12 protein-coding genes are annotated in these 16,668 nt (G+C 61.1%); 2 read left to right on the top strand and 10 right to left on the bottom strand.

Features of this window, described 5'->3' with window-relative positions; all coding sequences use genetic code 11:
* Positions 1-23 precede the first annotated feature (23 nt).
* Positions 24-4,352 (bottom strand): tetratricopeptide repeat protein, encoded by a 4,329-nt coding sequence (locus tag Mal64_RS00535; protein ID WP_197525290.1) that lies wholly within the window; start codon positions 4,350-4,352, stop codon positions 24-26.
* Between the two features lie 226 nt (positions 4,353-4,578).
* Between Mal64_RS00535 and Mal64_RS19535 the strand changes: the two genes are divergently transcribed.
* A complete protein-coding gene (locus Mal64_RS19535) occupies positions 4,579-4,743 on the top strand; it encodes a hypothetical protein (RefSeq protein WP_197525289.1) in 165 nt (54 codons plus the stop codon).
* Between the two features lie 34 nt (positions 4,744-4,777).
* On the opposite strand, the gene Mal64_RS00530 is transcribed toward Mal64_RS19535, so the two are convergent.
* From Mal64_RS00530 to Mal64_RS00515, 4 genes are all read right to left on the bottom strand, one after another.
* On the bottom strand, positions 4,778-7,075 hold the full coding sequence (locus Mal64_RS00530; protein WP_146395627.1) for a polysaccharide biosynthesis tyrosine autokinase: 2,298 nt from the start codon (positions 7,073-7,075) through the stop codon (positions 4,778-4,780).
* A gap of 51 nt (positions 7,076-7,126) precedes the next feature.
* Positions 7,127-8,068, bottom strand: coding sequence for an exosortase/archaeosortase family protein (locus tag Mal64_RS00525; RefSeq protein WP_146395625.1), 942 nt, complete (start codon positions 8,066-8,068; stop codon positions 7,127-7,129).
* 228 nt (positions 8,069-8,296) lie between these two features.
* On the bottom strand, positions 8,297-9,001 hold the full coding sequence (nusG, locus tag Mal64_RS00520; protein WP_146395623.1) for a transcription termination/antitermination protein NusG: 705 nt from the start codon (positions 8,999-9,001) through the stop codon (positions 8,297-8,299).
* A gap of 576 nt (positions 9,002-9,577) precedes the next feature.
* Positions 9,578-9,874 (bottom strand): hypothetical protein, encoded by a 297-nt coding sequence (locus Mal64_RS00515; RefSeq protein WP_197525288.1) that lies wholly within the window; start codon positions 9,872-9,874, stop codon positions 9,578-9,580.
* Between the two features lie 418 nt (positions 9,875-10,292).
* Between Mal64_RS00515 and Mal64_RS00510 the strand changes: the two genes are divergently transcribed.
* Positions 10,293-11,180, top strand: a complete 888-nt coding sequence (locus Mal64_RS00510; RefSeq protein WP_146395619.1) for a hypothetical protein — start codon at positions 10,293-10,295, stop codon at positions 11,178-11,180.
* Positions 11,181-11,394: 214 nt separating this feature from the next.
* Here Mal64_RS00510 and Mal64_RS00505 read toward each other — a convergent pair whose 3' ends face one another.
* The 5 genes from Mal64_RS00505 to Mal64_RS00485 are packed head-to-tail and all read right to left on the bottom strand — an operon-like array spanning position 11,395 to position 16,413.
* Entirely contained in the window at positions 11,395-12,315 is a 921-nt protein-coding gene (locus Mal64_RS00505; protein WP_146395617.1) for a ThiF family adenylyltransferase, read from the bottom strand.
* On the bottom strand, positions 12,312-13,427 hold the full coding sequence (locus tag Mal64_RS00500) for a hypothetical protein (protein WP_146395615.1): 1,116 nt from the start codon (positions 13,425-13,427) through the stop codon (positions 12,312-12,314). The genes Mal64_RS00505 and Mal64_RS00500 overlap by 4 nt, the downstream gene beginning before the upstream one ends.
* Entirely contained in the window at positions 13,424-14,482 is a 1,059-nt protein-coding gene (locus Mal64_RS00495) for an HlyD family secretion protein (RefSeq protein ID WP_146395613.1), read from the bottom strand. Before Mal64_RS00495 ends, Mal64_RS00500 begins: the two co-directional genes overlap by 4 nt.
* Positions 14,483-14,499: 17 nt before the next feature.
* Entirely contained in the window at positions 14,500-15,267 is a 768-nt protein-coding gene (locus Mal64_RS00490; protein WP_146395611.1) for an ABC transporter ATP-binding protein, read from the bottom strand.
* A 24-nt stretch (positions 15,268-15,291) separates the two neighbouring features.
* The gene (locus Mal64_RS00485; protein WP_146395609.1) at positions 15,292-16,413 is read right to left on the bottom strand and encodes an ABC transporter permease; all 1,122 of its coding nucleotides are present in this window, start codon (positions 16,411-16,413) and stop codon (positions 15,292-15,294) included.
* Positions 16,414-16,668: the final 255 nt, after the last annotated feature.

Here is a 16,668-nt window from a genome sequence, read left to right as displayed (position 1 = left end):
CTGGTGATGCGTGGGAGTTCGAATCAACTCGCATTTTTAAACGCCGTCTTAGGGTTATCGAGTCGTCGCTTCAGCTCGAGCATCAGCTCCTGATCCGCGGCGGTGAGCACGGCGTTGTCGATGCCTCGTTTACGGGCCTCCTGCAAAGAGGCGGCCGCTTCCGTCTCCCTGCCCCCCTTGAGGTAGGCAGCCGCCAAGTGGAAGTAATACCGCGGATCGGCCTGCAGCGTGGCGACCGATTCTTCGAGCGAGGCGATCGCCGAATCGGCGTCGCCCATTTGCAGTTGGATCGTGCCTTGGGTGTCGAGAAGGGCGGGCTTTCGGCCTTCGACCTTGATCGCTTGCTCGATCATGCTCAAGGCTTCGGCCCTGTCGCGTTCGCGTTCACCGAGCAAGGTGGCCAAATTGTTGAGCGCCAGCACGTTGTCGGGAGCGATCGCGATCGCCTTGCGGAACAAACGGATCGCCTCGTCCTGATTGCCCCGTGTCACCTGCAGAACGGCTACGGAAAGGATGAGCTGGACGTTCTCCTCGTTTTGGTCCATCACCTCGGTGATCATCGGCCAAGCACGATCAAACGCATCGCCTTCCGCCTGGTTGCTAGCCAACAAGCCCGCCAATAATATCGCGTTGTCGGGCGTGGTCGGGCCCGAGTCGGTTTGACCACCCTCGTTTTCGAGGAACAGATTGATCGCGTCTGTCACCTTGCCCTGACGCAACATCGACTGCGACAAGAGCACCCGAGCCTTCGGGACAATCGACGTGAGCTCTCTGTACCACTCCTCCGCCAACTGATTGGCGCCGATCTGGGTGTACAGGTTCGCCAGCCCGAGCATCAGACCCGCCTGCAGTTGTTCGTCGTCGGCGTGCGACTCAATCGACTCACCATATTCCGCCAACAACTCGAGCGCCCGAACCTGCTGCTGATCGGCGACTAACAGGCGTGCTTCGTACGAAAGCAACGTGTAACGCTGATGCTCAGCATCGCGCCCCGTGGCGTCCTGGAACAGGCTTCGCCGCGTGCGAATCTCGTCGTAGGCCTTTTCGATAAAGCCTGCACGGATACGTTCCGAATCTTCCATCTTATCCAGGGCGGAGATTGATCGGATCAGGAACGTGATGTAGATATCCTGGTAGCTGTTGTCCGCGTTCTCGGGATTATCGAGTAGGACTTGCAGTTTTTGACGAGCCGATTCGAGGTGGAGTGGGTCACGCTTGTACAACCCCTCTTGCTCGTAAGCGCCCGCCAGCAACAGCCGGTCAATATCCTTGGGCGTTGTCTGTGCGTTCTCAACGACGTCGGTCAGGATGCGGCGGGCGAGTTCGCAATTCGCGGCGCGCTCGGCGGTGGTCCGGCCACGTCGTGTTAGCAACACCGCGCGAAGCCGCTGATCGAGCGCCTCGGCGCCGTGGCCTCGCTTGCCGAGAAGCTCGTCGATACGCTGCCAGTCGGTGCTCTCCCCCTTCGAAGCAAGCACACCGGCCAGCTTGCGGCGCGCCTCGCTGTGCCCGGGATCGAGTTCAACGAGCTTTTCAAGCTGCGTGCGGGCCGCGTCGGGGTCCGTGCTTAGCAAGAGGCTGGCGTACTGGTACCGGACCCCCGTGTCGGCGGGCCTTTCAAGCAGTGCAGCCTGGTAACTATCGCGTGCGGGGTCGAGATCGCCGATTTTCTCGTAGCCCCGAGCCAAAGTCAGGTGACGCGTGAACGGGTTAGCCTCGAGCACCGAGGGAAGATCCCCCAGCATGCGACGGGCCTCGTCCACGCGTTTGTTCGCAGCGAAGAACGTGAACTGAGCGTCCCAGATAGCGGGGTTGTCAGGGAACTCCTGTCGTGTGCGGCTGAGGAACTGCTGCGCCTCTTCCGTCTCGCCGCCCAACAGCAGAACTTTGTACAACCAGAGTCGACGCGCCACGTCCTCGGGGTGACGCTCCACTGCCTCGCGAGCAATCTTCAACGCCTCGTCCATGCGTTTCTGGCGGACCGCCATCGAGATGTACAACGCTTCGGCTCCGAACGTCGTATCCTGCTCTCCCATGAAAAGCTGCTGGATCACTTCATCCGCACGCTCGTACTGCCCGGTGCGGAACAGATGGTGTGAGAGCCGCTCGAGGGTCTCGGGGCTGCGGTCGCCGCGGGCGACCGCTTTCTCCAGATAACCGATAGCGGTCTTGTCATCGCCCAATGCTTCCGCATACGAAGCCGCGAGCGCCGAAGTACGGCGCCAAGTGGGCCTCGCTTCTTTCAAGTCCGCGACGAGCCGCCCTAACTCCGTGCGTTCAGCAGGGGTGAGTTCGCTGTAGTTCTGAACCAAGCGAACCGCGCGGTAAAAATCGATGTCGCTGGGCGCTAAAAGGCCGGCTTCGACGAGCAGCTTTTCGCACCGTTCGGCCAACTCCCATTGCTTAAAATTGATGGCGACTTCCATCGCCAATGTAAGCGCCTCATCGCTATCGGGGTGCGCTTCGATAAGCTCGTGGGCCTTGGCGAGCGCTTCATCGGTCTTGTTGGCTTGCACCAAAGCTCGCACTTGCAAGATGCGGATCTGGGGCAAGTCGCTCTCAGGGGCCTTTGCCAGCTGCTTGGTAAGCCATCCGAGGGCGTCTTGTTCGCGGCCCGTGTTGACGAGAAATCCAACGGTGGTTTTCGCCGAGCGAACAGCGTCGGTCTCGAGACGGCGGTAGCGACGCATGGCGTCTGTCGCCTCGCCGAGACGAGAGACCTGGAAGTAAGCATTGGCGGCTGCACGCCAGAACTCAGCCTTGTCGGCCCAGCGTTCCGTCCCTTCGATGAGCAACTCTTCGATCTTCTCCTTATCGAGTTCCCCATCAGCCCCCCGAACTACCTGATAGTGCAATTCGGTGAGAAGCAAACTCAAACGAGGCTCGCCGATGTTCTTCCCACGCTCGAGCCAGAATTCGAACTCTTCCCACCGGCGTTGATCGGGAGCCACCTCGGCTTGCCGGTCGAGTTCGACTCGCAATCGCAGTTCGATCTCTTCTGCCGTGAATGGCCGCGGGTGGAGCCGCTCGAAATGATCGAGCGCCATGGCGGGCTGACCGCAGCGAAGGAAAGCGTCGACCGCTCCGAGTCGTGCTTTGCGGTGCTCTTCGGCGAGTTCTGCTTCCCCTTTCCAGTCCGTCAGCGACAAGTCTGGCTCGTCCGTTGGTTCAGCCTCTTCGGTCTCAATCTCCAAATCGAGCCGATCAGACAACTCGGCCAGCTCCGCAGCGGTTTGATCCCAGTTGCCCATTCCCGCGTGCAACCGAGCGATATCGAAAGAGGCCTGGCGAGCGAACGCCGAGAGTGAATTATCCTCGGCACGCTCTGCGGGAGAACGTGCGACCCTGCCGTACAAATCGAGCGCCCCCAACTCGTCGCCCTGGGCGGCGAGTATCCGCGCCCGCAACAAATTGACAAAACTGTTTATCCGGTCACGGGACTGACCAGGCATGCGGCGGGCCATCGACTGCAACAGCAACTCGTCAAGCGAATCAACGACCTCCTTAGCCCGTTCAACTCGCTCCGCCGCCAGCAGCAAGTCGGCGAGCATCAAACGCATTGGCAAGGGATCGTCCAGCGACTCTTGCGTGGCTTGATCGAGCACGTCGATCGCCGCGTCCGAGTCGCCCTTGATCCAAAAAAGTTTTGCCAGCAATCGCCAGCCTTGCTCCGCCGAGGGATTGATCTCGATCGCGCGGCGGAAGTGCTTCTCAGCCTCGGCATAAGCCTGATCAGACGCCTGATCATCGGCGTCCTGTGCTAACTCGGTCGCCCGTAAAATCGCCTCATCCCCGGCTTTGATGACAGCAATATAGTTGTCAGGGGCTTTGTCGAGAGCCGCCCGCATGTCTTGCGAGGCGCCTTGGAGCATGTAAAGTTTTCGATACTCGGAGCGGGCAAGCAGGGCCTCCGCCGCGCTGTCTTGCTCCGCAGTGCTCGCCACCAACCGATCCATAATGGCGTCCGCCTTCGCCGAGGGCGACGGTCCCTCTGGCGACGCAGCAAGCGGATACTCGCGCAACACTTGAGCGGTCACCAGCGCAAGCGATGTGTCTTGCGGATTCGCGTCGACCGCTTCGGTGAGTTTGGGCAGCAGAACGCGGAAGTAATCCGTTCGGTCCGCTTCGGAAACGGCCCCACGAACGGGGGCCATTGCGCACTCGGCCAGGGCGAGCGACTTGAGGGCGGAAGCGTGGTGCTCTTTCGAACCGCTTTCGAGAACCTCCTGCGCCGCGGCCGCGGCTCCCTTGTAGTCCCTCGTCGAAACGAGTCGCTCGGCTAGCAAAGCCTGAAGGTCGGTTTTAGTTCCCGAATCGCCCTCGCCGGCCAAACCGACCGTCTCGTAGAGCAACCGGATGAGGCTCTGAGGATTCCGCCCTGAATCTTCGCGGTGCTTCTCGTACTCGATTAAAGCCACGCGAGCATCGAAATCGCTCGGCCGGAATTGCAAGTAACGCCGCTGGTAGAGCGAAGCGTCTCTCCAATCGCCCTCCTCGGCGGCCCGCTCGGCCATGCCGGTCAAGTAGACCGCAAGCTTCTCTTGTTGCACGCCTCGCAAGAAGTAGATCGCAACCGCCATGACCAACACCACGCCGATTGTGGCGATCAGCAATGGCGCATTGACCGCACGCACCTGCGCGGGCTGGGAACGACTTGCCGGTCGATCATCTGCCGACGAATTGCTCGCTGGCGTCTTGCTGTGGTTGTTCTTAGTCAATTGCCTGGTGTCTCTTTTTTCTTAAGCCAAACCGGTCAGGTGCGATCCGCCGGCCACTCTCACACGCCGCCTGGGACGCCCACTAATCCCTCGGGACGTTCTTCTTGTTCCGGAAATCCATAGCCGTAGGCATAGACGCTGCCATACCCCATGGGAGCCACGCCGCTCAAGGCGGCGCCAGCCAAGTTGGCGCCCGCCGAGTCGAGTTTCTCCGCCGCCATTTTGACTTGCCTCGAGCGGCTCACCCCCCGCAACGCACAAAGTGTGGTCATGTCAGCCGAGCGGCAAAGCGACAGGGCTTCACTCGCCCCGAGCACTGGAGGGGTGTCGATCAGGATCGTGTCGAAGCGGTCCCGCGCTGACTCGATCAATTGGGAGAGACGCTGTGGCTGCAGCAACAGCTGATGGTCGCTGCGGCTTTTGCCGGCCGGCAGCACCTGAAGGTTGGCGACCCCGCGCGCGGGCTGCAACGCCTCGTCGAGCGTGCACTGCCCCGCCAGCACTTCGGTCAGGCCTTGGCCGTGCCGCAGGTCGATTAGATCCGGTACCCCCGGCTTGCGGGTGTCGCCGTCGATCAGCAACGTGGGCTTGCCGCTCGCGTTGGCGAAGCTCATGGCTAGCGCCACCGAGATACTGGTCTTACCCTCGCCGGAAACAGCGCTGGTGAGTGCGATCACCAACGGCTGATCAGGCTCCGCGGCGAACACGAGACTGGTCCGCAACGCGTTGATCGACTCGGCGAAGACGTACATCTCTCTACGCAACCGCCGCGGCAACATCTGCGGGTTCGCGGCGACCTTCCTCTTCGGGAAGGAACTGATCTCTCCAAGGATACGCAGGTTGGTGTCTTGATAGATCTGGTCGGAGTCGGTGACCCGACGCAAAGCCATCTCTCGCAAGACAACAACGCCGTAAGGGACAACCATCGACATGGCGCATGCGACAAAGAGTTGCTTCCAAGGGATCGCCTCTTCGGGGACGTTGGACGACATCACTTCGTCCATCACCTCCACCCGCGCAGGCGCCTTCGACTCGGTCTGCAACGCCAGCTTGCGGCTGGCGATCATCTCAAACACTTTTGCCTCACGCGCCAGCTCCGACTTGGCGAACTCGAGCTCCACGTTCTTGCCGCCGCCCTCTTGCACCTTGGCAAGCTCGGCTTCGTACTTTTCGCGGACCGACGCCTCTAAAGCCGAGAGCATCTCGAGTTCTTCACGCTTCGTGTCGGCTAAAGTCTTGCCGCTCTTCTGACGACTCATGCGGGCGCTCAGCAGGAGCGACTGCCGGAGCTTGTCCTTAAACTCGCTCAGCGACTGCTCTTCCTGCCGGACCCTTTCGCTCAAGGCCATGTAGTCCCGATTGCTCTGGGGGTGCTTGACCGTTTTGCGCAACTCTCTCAAGCCCGAGCGGAGCTGAGATATCTGCCTCTCACGCTGTTGGACTTCACCATTCATGTCGACTTCCAAGTCGATGGCGCCGCTGCGTTCACGGAAGTCCGTGTTCACCACCTCCGCCTCTTGGATCGACTCGAGCTCCGCACGCAGAACCTCCTTCTTCACTTCGATCTCAGCGAGTTGGCGATGGTAGCCGGACAACGGGCTGAAGGCCCGGTCGGCATTCGTCATCGTGCGATGACCAAACGGGTCCATCCCCGTCAGGTCTTTCGCAAGATCGATCACATGCTTCCGGAGCCGTTCGACCTCGAACTGACGGCGGGCGCGTTCCCGCTCAAGCAAGTCGATCACCCGCTGCGCTCGCTGGTACTCCTCGTCGGACTGGCGTGCGAAGTACTGCTGAAGAACCGCCCGCACGACGTCGGCCGACTCCTTGGCCGAGGGGGAGGTGTAAGCCACTTCGTACAGCTCCGATCCGCCCACCTGCTTGACTTTCAAGCGTTTCTGAATCGCCTTGACTCGGTTGCTCTCCTCCTTGAGATGCTCGGCGGAGCCGACGTCCTCGTCGGCAAGCGTTTCCCGCAACACCACCGGGTTCCGCATCAGCTCGATCTGCGTCTGGATGAACTTGCGTCCCCCGGCATCGACAGAACCCGACCGAAAAGCAACGTACTGGGGGGAGTCCTCGATCCTGATCAGTCCGGTCGCCTCGTACATCGGCGTGTAGGTCAGATAGATCACTGCGGCTACCGGGATCGCCAGCAGCAGCCCGATCGGCACCACGGTTCTCCACGACATGGTGAAGACCCACCAGAAAAACATCGGACCGATCTGCGGCTGCGCCGCTTCGGCCCGCGAAGGTTTGAGCGCGTGACGCGCGTGCGCCGAGCCGCCCCGGGCGCCTTCCGATCCGGCCGTGCGATGCGTCAACTGGCTCTGCTTAGATTTCTGGTCTTCGTTCATGATGGGAGAGCAATAGGTGAGTTGTGGGGTGAGCCTGGATGCTCGCCCAGATCAGCCTGATCTCTTTGAACCGCCAACCGTGTCGAGCATCGAAACCTCGACCACAAGAGGGAACAACTTCTCGAGGTAAACCAACAGCAACCAGAACATGCCGGCAGCTAACGGGATCATCAGAACCCCAGCCGTGTCGTGGCCGAACTGATGGGCGACATCGCTCGAAAAAGCGCGATAGAGCAAACCAGTGACAACGATCCGCACACAGTTCGCCGCCAAGGCGACCGGTACAGCAGCGGCCAAAACAATGATTTTCTGCCACCACGACCAACGCGAGAACAGCACGTAGGCAAAGGCGAGTGCGAACACGCCAACCAAGATGCGTAATCCTGAGCACGCCTCAGCAACAAACAATGGGTAGTCTTCGATCCATATCACGTTGCCTTCGGCGATCGCCGGCTGCCCTAGGAGCTGAAGGGTCTCGGTGCTCAGACGCGTCGCCAACTGCTGCAGCGGAACGCTGAGCCATGTCTCCATCGAGTAAGGAAGCGGAAACATGAAGAACAAGAAAGCCAGGCTCGGCAGGCACCACTTGAGGCAATGCCATCCGAATAGCAGCAGAACGGCGCCTGAGAGCGTGACGAGAAGCGTCCACGCATCAACCGGGCCCAGGAAGTACCAGCCCGACATCGCCCTCATCAAGAGGGCGATCAAGAGCACCGCAAGGCCCCACCAGTTAGGGGCCAGGAGACTTGCGTCGAGCTTGTCGCGACGGGCCCAAAGAAAGAACGCCGCGATTGGCGCGACGAGGTACCCGTGCGAATAGTCGGGGTCGCGACCCCAGGCCGCCAACATTTCCGAGAGAGCGGGAAAGTAGGCCCAACCGATCGCCAATACCGCAGCCACAATCGACACCCATCCGATTACCCCCATTTTAGGGTCATCGGCGGTCGCCACAGGCGGTGCTTGGTCCGGCTTCTTGGGCTTGTTGCTGCTCACGCCTGATGCGTCCTAAGTTTCGGCGAAGAATCGTCATTTCGAGCACGGCACACTCCGTTCTCTTCGATTGCGAGGCGATTCGCAAACGTTCCGCACGAGGCGGCCGAGGCGCACGGAGCGCGTGCCGATTTGTCACTTCCCAGACAACGCGAATCCGTTCCACGCCGCCTCCCCCCCGCTTGAAGCCTCGACTGCAATTCTTGCCGTCTCTTCGGGCGCCCCCCGGGACTACCGGGGTAAGCCTGCCATTTCAGGCGGGTCAATCGTCTCCAACAAGCTGTCGTGAATCTCCATTGAAGCGCCTTGCTTCAAGAATGTGACCGACAGCAACAGCTTGGTTTTTCCTTGACGCGACAAAACTTGTCCCTCAAGGCCCTCGTAAACTCCTGTCTTCACCCGGGCCCAGTCCCCTGGCTCGATCTTCGATTCAATCGATAACCTGGCGCCGTCGGCAAGCGATCGGGCGATCTGAGCAAGCTCGGCTCCGAGCCGCTCGCCATTCTCAACGCGATTCGTGGTGCTAATACGATTGGTAGTGAGCGCTTCGCGACGCCCCTCGCCATCGGCATAGAGGAACAAATAGCCCGTGAACACCGGCTCTTCCACCAACCTTACGCGTCCGCGTGTGATCGCCTCGCGTTTCTGCACCGGCAGATAATGCGGCAGCCTCATACGGGTGAGCTGTTCGGATAATCTCTTCTCTTGGCGACTCTTCGTGTAAACCAACCACCAACTGTCGTCCGAAGCGGCTTCTGTCAGAGCTATAGCTGTATCTGACGAATCCCCCTCAATCGGCGATTCATTGTCGGTAGCGGTGATAAGCCTAGAAGGGGCAAACAGATCGGCGGGATAGACGTACTTACCTACTTCGCTCGCTGCGAAAGGTTGCGTAGTCTGATCACAGAGCAGATCTGTGCCACCGGTGGCTTGCATAGGAGTCAAGCTATCGCTTAGTCAATCGATGTTGCGTGCAGCCGCGAACGCGGCATGGATAGTATCTTCGCGTAAGCGTTTGCAGACGGGCGAGCCTACTCAAGCCTAAGCGAGTAGGGCGTTTAGGGCGGCCAGGCAGCCACCCGGCAGGTGGGGTTGATTTTGTCTTTTAAACCACTCTCACTCGTTAGGTGGCCATACTACTTCCGCTTTGGGAGACCCGCAAGGAATCAGGGCTGAGCTTCTCAAATTACCTTGAATAGGCCAGTCGGCAACATCCTTATGACCAGCCTTCCTCGCCCAGAAGGGAGCAGCAACCTCCAACGCTTGACCCCTGATCAGGCGACCCCTCTAGTTAGATCATCTCTACGGGAAGGCGAGTACCCACAGCGCCCCGAATTCACCCCAACCCTCCCATGCCGCCACGGGAAGCAGCTTTTCTAGATTCGCTACGGATCTCCACTTTTTTCGCTTGCTAGAACTCCCTACCACCGGCATAATGCGTCCCGTTCGGACAAGCGCAACCTGCGTTCCGACGCCTGCTACACAATCACCGCTAGCCCGCTCCAAGCGTGCCTAAAAGTTGATTCCGCAAGGCAAAACCACCGCAAACCACGCCCGCTTCTCAGCAGCATGCTGGAGCAGCTTGGTGCGTTGTTGCGCCATGGCCTTGATCACAAGCGTCGGCGCCACCTGGGCCTCAGAGTCTCGAGCCAGCATCGTCGGCGGGATGCCCTCGATCGGCATTAATGTCGATCCGCTCTCGACTGACCTGAATTCGCTCCAGATCGGCAGCACTCCCACCCAGGTCGACCAGCTGATCAAGCAGCTCTCCGAGGAGAATGACCAATCGGCCGGCGTATCCTCGGGCATGACCGCTAAGAAGGGCATGGGCGCCACAACCAGCCCACCGCCTATCACGGCTAGAAACGCGTGGCCGACACCTGGCTCACCACCAGGCCAACCAAAAGAGAACGCGCCGGCGAACTACGCACTCGCCCCCAGCGCGAACAATTCTTCGAGTGGTTCGACCACCGGTGGCGCATCCACCGGCTCCACGGGAGGCATCGGCGCCGCTGTGATGGCGCCAGCCGTCGAGCTATCGGCTCGCGACCCCCTCCTCCAGCGAGTCGCCTTCGAGCGATCGCTACTTCTTCCTGAAGCTCCGGGAACTGAGTTGCTGAGACCGCCGCGAGGGTGATCGCTCAAGAGACGCTGGCTTCCAAGCCATCGCCTCCGTTTGCGTTCACTCACTTGCATGCGTTCTCAACTCAATACTTGGAGATATCCGATGCGTACTCTTTTGTTCTCGTTCGCTCTGCTCGGTTTGCTTGCTAGCCAAGCCGAAGCCAGCGTCCTTAGCCAGAACCTTTCGTTCAACAGCATCGAAGACCTCATCATCGACCAGAGCCGGTCGAACGTCTACGACGTAACCGGTGACGGCCTGAGCGTCGGCGATGTGGTCTATGGTTACCTCAACTTCGATGAAGTCGCCCTTGATGGTGGCGGCAACCAGGACATTGTTGGTGGTGAAATCACCACCCTGTTCGCGATCGAGGTCACTGCTTTCCTGGGCTTTGTTGGTCCTGGAGGAACGCCGGTCATTGAGCACGGCCCCTCGACAGTCCCCGGCTACACCTTCGCCGATCTCCTCGACCCGGCACTGCTGGCCGAGGGTGTTGGTGGCAATCCGATCGATCCGCTAACGATGGCCATCGTCGTATCATCGCCGACCGCGCCCGACCCCGAGAACCTGGCGACCGACTTGGCCTACTTCACTGGCGCCGACTGGGATATGGAGTTGACCGCTGGTAAAGCCACTGCTTCCGACTTCTTCCAGATCACTAACTTCGGTCTCACCGTTGGCGGTTCAGCGCAGGAGACGGCCTCGCTATCGATCCTTCAGACCGGCCCGGGCCTGCCCGACCCTTCGACGTTCCAGCCCGTTGGCGCCGATGTGCAGACCGACGCCGACTCGGCGTTCGACACCTTCGGGCAAATCGCACTGCGAGACGGCAGTGTTTTTGCCAACACCAACTCGGATTCTGCTTCTTGGGACTTCGCGAATCGCGCGACTATCGCGATTAACGCCCCGACGCCCGAGCCGGTCTCGGTCTTCGTTTGGGCTTCGCTTCTAGGCCTTGTCGCCGCGAACCGGCGTGCTGTGTCTCGCGGCTGATGCTTGAATTCCACGACGGAGACGGAATATTCCCCGTCCCACTCGTAGGTAAAATCGACAAAAAGCCTCCCGGGATTCTTCTCGGGAGGCTTTTTTTGTCGGTCACACATATTCCGATGAGAACCATATATAGGTCGGAATTGCCGGCTAGATTCGAAGAGCCGTTGGGCGTCTCAGAAGCTGCCCGGCTTCGAGTTCGGAGTGATAGGCGGGTTCACTCGGCGACCCTCCCCTCAAACCTATTCTTCAAGACCCGGCGTTTGATTTGCTGAACAATCCCTCGGTTACCGTTTCTCAGTTTGCCCCGCTTTAGCTGGGCGCGGTAGGCGTCGAACTGCGAGTACCACGGAGCCGCGATCCGCGTGTCGCGTTGCAGAAGCAGGTTCACCGCCAGCGAGCCAACTACCCCGCTCGCGAGTTGGCAGGCCAACGCAGCCGAAGGCCCGGTCCGCTCATCAACGCTGGCGCAAGAGAGGTCCATATAAGGAAGATGCGTCGCTTTGGGGGTAAGACCCACTGCAAACGCCACCAACGAATCAATCCGACTCGACTCGTCATCGATGTCGAAGTAGTCGTCGAACCCCATGCCGCTTGGGTCAAATGCAAGCCAAGCGGTGCTAAACCCGATCGGCCCGGCCGTGACCGCCCACACACCCCGCTGTGCGGCTAAGTTGAACGTCATCCGGCGAGCCTCGATCGCGAAGAAATCGAAGCCATCGACGAACAGATCGGCGCCGTCGAGGAACGCGCCCACGTTCGACTCGTCGACGTAGGTCGGCATCACGCGTATGTCGAGATCCGGATTGATGTCGAGCGCCGCCGCGGCCATCGCCTCCGCCTTGTTGCGTCCTAGGTTCGAGACCGTGGCGCCGTGCTGCCGGTTGAAGTTGGCGACCTCGAAGGTATCGGGATCGGCGATCGTGAACTTGCCGACGCCAAGGCGAGCAAGCGTGATCAGGTGCGACCCGCCCACGCCGCCCATGCCGGCGATCACAACCCGGCTGTTGCGGAGCTTCTCCTGCTCCGCCTCGGAGACCAGCCCACGGTTGCGTTTGAATGCCTCCTCGTAGGTCCAGTCCGAACGCTTCGCCTCAACGGCGACCTCCGGAACTTCGAGCAATATGCTGGAGCTCATCCGAAAACACCTTCGTTCGTGGGGGCGGTCTGTAATACCTGTTCGGTGCTGTATCGCAGGGTCCTTCGTGCTGGAGGCACTCCGTGACCGACCCGGAAAGACATTTGCAAAGTTCTGTCGCCTAGCGAGGGAAACTGTTCATGAAGCTCGTCAAGCATTCTTGTGATGAGCCCGCGTTGCCTGGGCGGCAGCGTGCTGTGACAGGATCGCTTGGCGTGAGCTACAAACACCGGCAGGCTGGCCATCGGGTGGAACGCCAGCCCGAGACGAGTCGCCTCGAGCCAAACGCGTTGCAATGCGCGTCCACCCTCGACGAAACACTCGGGGTTGGCGGCGTCGACGCTCAGCAGCGCGACGCCGCTGCTCGTGAGCACCTCTTGCGACGCCTGTCGGGCCACGCCCCGTGAGAACCCGAGGCTGTTGGCTATTCGGGCAAGCGGCCAGGAACGGAGCACCCGCATCAGCCCGGCGGCGCCTAGTGGCAACTGTAATGTCGCCACGTCGAGACCGTCGCTAGTGCAGAGCGCCTCCTCGGCAGTGAAACGGAGATTCTCATAGATTTCGGCGTGGAACGGCTGGTGCTCGAACCGCACACGATTTCCCACCCCAACGAGGCGGGCGACCGCGCGGAGGTCTTCGTCCTCGACCCAATCGATGCGAACCTGCGGGAACGCTTCTGCCGCATCCAGCAACGCTTGCTGCTGCTCGGGGGTGAGCGGTCGGTTCGCGTCCATACGACGCGTAGTGCAACGTGACTCGAGGGTGTCGGTTAAAGGGTCGGGCGTGTCGCTGCACGCTTCGAACAGCAAGTCAGTCACGGGCCGCAACTGGCCATAGCTTGCCAAGCCCTCAAGTGCCTCGACTTCTGCCTGCAAGCCGTGACTTGAGGCCGCGATCACGAGCGACTCGATGAGCGTTCCAATGCCGGTAAGGTCGAGCATCGAGTCGATGTCAGAGGACATCGCGCGCGAACGGTCGTGCAGCACTCGGAGTCTGTCGCCGATCCACTGCAACCGCCATGGCTGCGTGTTTTCTGCCGAGGGAGCACGCGTGGCCGCGGCGACGATGTCGCGCAGCACGGTCGAGCCGATCGGCTCGCAAGCGACCGTCATCGCAGGCTCCTTCCCTCGGCTGAGAGCATTGTCGCCTGAGTGCTGTCGATCCGCAGATCGACCCGCAGGCCGACAATCAGACCGGAGCCTTCTTGCACTTCGACGATCGCCTCGCGTGTCTTGGCGTCGTACATCTCGTTGGGGCGATTGGTGAAGAACTCCTTCGCCGCCATACGCGGGCTGATCGAGGTGATCACGCCGTGGAATGTTTCGCCCGGCAAGCCATCGGCGGTGATCGTTGTGGCGGCGCCGATTGGGGTGTGCGGCGCGTCGAGCTCCTCGATGAACGCCCGCACCCGCAGTTGGCGGGTGTCGGCTAGCACGACGACCGGATTCTGGTCGGCGGGGCCGATCAGTTCGCCCAGCTCGGCGTCGATGTCGAGCACACGCGCGTCGCAGGGGGCGCGGATCAGCCGCTTCTCGAGCATCACCTGCGCGAGACCCACCGAGGCCTCGGCCGCGGAGACTTGGGCGCGAGCCAGTCGCACTTCGTCTTCACGGGCCGGCGCCTCGAGCAGCGCGAGCCGTGCTCGTGAGGCGGCCAATTCGGCGCGTAGCGTCTCGACCTTCGAGCGAGCGTCGTCGGCTTCTTGGGCGGGCAGAGCGTTCTTGCGTTCGAGCTGCTCGATACGGCCGAGAGCTGTGATCGCTTGCGAGAGCCTAGACTCGGCCGCCCCTTCTAGCGCGCGAGCCTCGTCGCGCTCGTGGTTTCTTGCGCCATTGAGTATGCGCTCCAACCTCGCCTGAGAGAGTGCGAGCTGAGCTTGCGCTTCCGCCAGTTCGAGTCGCGCCGAGCGGTCGTCGAACCTCACAAGCGTTTGTCCCGATTGAACCCAATCGCCGACGGCCACTAGCCGCTCGACGACCACGCCACTCAACTCGGGCCTCAGAGCAATCGATTCGGTGGCGCCTTCGACTATTCCGGGTGCGCAGATCTCCTCGGAAGGGGCGTGCGACGCCGGGGCGGGCTCTACAGCCGCCGACTGGAAGTCGATAAACCAAGCCGTCGAACCGATGGCGGCAAGGACTGTTGTGAGGAATATGAAACGCGTCATTTCGTGTGCTGCTATCCCTAGAGCGATTGGGCGCCTGCTGCTCCTTGGGGCGTTTTTAAACGGAGGCGTCCGCTGTCTACCTCAAACGTACGATCGTTGGTGGGGCCCTTCGGTACGATCCGCTGGTCGTGGGTAACTACGATCAGGGTCCTGCCGGTCTCAACCGTTAATTCCCGCAATAACGCCATAGCCTGCTGACCCGACTCGGCGTCGAGCGACGCGGTCGGCTCATCTGCGAGCACGATATGGGGATCGGCCACCAGGGCGCGGGCGATCGCCACCCGCTGGCACTGGCCCACGCTAAGCCGGCTGGGGGGCTGTCGCGCCTTGTCGGCTAACCCAACGCGGTCGAGCAACTCGAGCGACCGCTCGATTGCCCGCGAGGCGTCGACGCCATCGAGCCGTAACGGCACCGCCACGTTCTCAACGGCCGAAAGGCCGCGGATAAGGTGAAACCTTTGGAAGACGAACCCGATCATTCGGCGGCGCAGGATCGCTCGTTGCTCGAGGTCGAGTCGAGTGACGTCCTGACCAAGCACCCGCACCTCGCCGGCGTCGGGGCTCAGCAAGCAGCCGATGATTGACAGCAGGGTGCTCTTGCCGCTGCCCGACGGTCCCAGCAAGAAAACGCACTCGCCGCGTTGGATCTCGAGCGACACCTCGTGCAACACCTGGGTGACGGCGCCGCCACGGCTGTAAGACTTCGACAAGCCGCGCAAGTCGAGGGCGGGCGCAACGCCGTTGGCGTCGCTTAGGCTCGCGTCGTGCTGGGTGAGAGGCGTCATCGCGGATCGTTTGTGCCAAGGTGGTTAATGCAAAACGAGCGCTGGATCGATCCTGCGCAACCGGAGGTAAGGCGCAAGCGATGCGACGAGGCAGATGGCCGTCACCATGACGCAGCTCCCTACGCTCACCAACCAGGGGATCGAGATCGGCGCCCGCGGGTTGTCGAGGAGCGTTTGCAGAACGCCCGTAACCACGAGGCCTATCGCAGAGCCGACCAGCGCGAGCAGCAACGCCTGACACAAGACCACCGCACGGATCTGCGATTCGTTTGCGCCGATCGCCTTGAGCGTGGCGAACTCATTCATGCGGTCGAGCACCGAGGCGTAGAGCGTCTGCCCGACAACGATCAGCCCCACGATCAGCCCCAAGCCGGTAGCAGCGCCAAAGCTCAGTCCGATGCCGGTGCGCCGCAGCCAGTAATCGATCGATACCCAGGCGTACTCATTGCATGTCATGGTTTCGGCGTCGGGGAGCCGCTGCCTGATAAGACCTTGAACCTGGTCCGTGTCGGCGCCGGGGCTTAGCTCAACGAGAAAATAGGAAACGCGATCGGTCGGCTTGCGGAGGTAGTCGGAGGCTCGGTCGAGCGTGGTAAACACGTAGGGGGTAACGAGAAAGCCCAGGATGCCCTCGGTGTACCCGGCGATGCGCGCACGGCGACGCCCGATCTCGCGAACCTCACCGATCTGTGGATTCTCGACTTTGTCCAGATCTCCCGTGTCGAGGAAGATCGCGTCGGGCTCCCGGATGCTCTGGGGGTCGCCAACAGCCAGTTGGCTGACGCCCCCCAACAGCGACGCGCTGTCGCTTCCGACCACCAGCACCTGCTCGAATCCTCCGCTGGGAAGCGTCATCACGGAATGCCCCACGACGTAGGGCTCGGCGCGCTCCACCCCTTCGATCGAACGCACGCGGTGGATCCACTGCCGTGGGATATCGTGCGGGAAGTCGACGTTGTTCATCCGCCGGTGGCCGACCCAGATATCCGCCGATCCCTGATCCACCAGCAGACTTGCTTTGCGGATGAGGCCGATGAACAGGCCGCCTTGAACGTTTACCAACACGACAGCGAAGACCACACCGACCAAAGCGGTGAACAACTTGCCGCGATCGGCGAACAACATTTTGACCGCGACTTCGTCCATATCTCTTTGTCAGGTTCTGGGGCCGCGAGGCGCCCAATTTGGCAAAAGCGTGCTCCGGGTGGCCGGCACATTGGGCCAACCTTTTACGGTTTGCCTAATCCTTACTTCGACTAAGGGAGTCTAGGACATCGAGTCAAAGCTTCGCCTACTACGGCTATGCGGCAGCCTGAACTGCTTGCAACTACCGCCCCCCCGAAAGCGGTAAAGCGAGTGCTAGTAATGCTTTACGGATTGCGATATTGCGCAACATCACAC

The sequence above is a fragment of the Pseudobythopirellula maris genome, from assembly GCF_007859945.1.
Taxonomy (GTDB): Bacteria; Planctomycetota; Planctomycetia; order Pirellulales; family Lacipirellulaceae; genus Pseudobythopirellula; species Pseudobythopirellula maris.
Note: the sequence above shows the minus strand (reverse complement) of the source record. Positions and strands in the feature narration are given on the sequence as shown.

Coding starts and splice junctions, on each gene's coding strand:
- Mal64_RS00515 (WP_197525288.1), bottom strand. CDS start 9,874: ATGCCCGAGGATACGCCGGCCGATTGGTCATTCTCCTCGGAGAGCTGC.
- Mal64_RS00505 (WP_146395617.1), bottom strand. CDS start 12,315: ATGAGCTCCAGCATATTGCTCGAAGTTCCGGAGGTCGCCGTTGAGGCG.
- Mal64_RS00510 (WP_146395619.1), top strand. CDS start 10,293: ATGCGTACTCTTTTGTTCTCGTTCGCTCTGCTCGGTTTGCTTGCTAGC.
- Mal64_RS00490 (WP_146395611.1), bottom strand. CDS start 15,267: ATGACGCCTCTCACCCAGCACGACGCGAGCCTAAGCGACGCCAACGGC.
- Mal64_RS00495 (WP_146395613.1), bottom strand. CDS start 14,482: ATGACGCGTTTCATATTCCTCACAACAGTCCTTGCCGCCATCGGTTCG.
- Mal64_RS19535 (WP_197525289.1), top strand. CDS start 4,579: ATGACCAACACCACGCCGATTGTGGCGATCAGCAATGGCGCATTGACC.
- Mal64_RS00485 (WP_146395609.1), bottom strand. CDS start 16,413: ATGGACGAAGTCGCGGTCAAAATGTTGTTCGCCGATCGCGGCAAGTTG.
- nusG (WP_146395623.1), bottom strand. CDS start 9,001: ATGCAAGCCACCGGTGGCACAGATCTGCTCTGTGATCAGACTACGCAA.
- Mal64_RS00500 (WP_146395615.1), bottom strand. CDS start 13,427: ATGACGGTCGCTTGCGAGCCGATCGGCTCGACCGTGCTGCGCGACATC.
- Mal64_RS00530 (WP_146395627.1), bottom strand. CDS start 7,075: ATGAACGAAGACCAGAAATCTAAGCAGAGCCAGTTGACGCATCGCACG.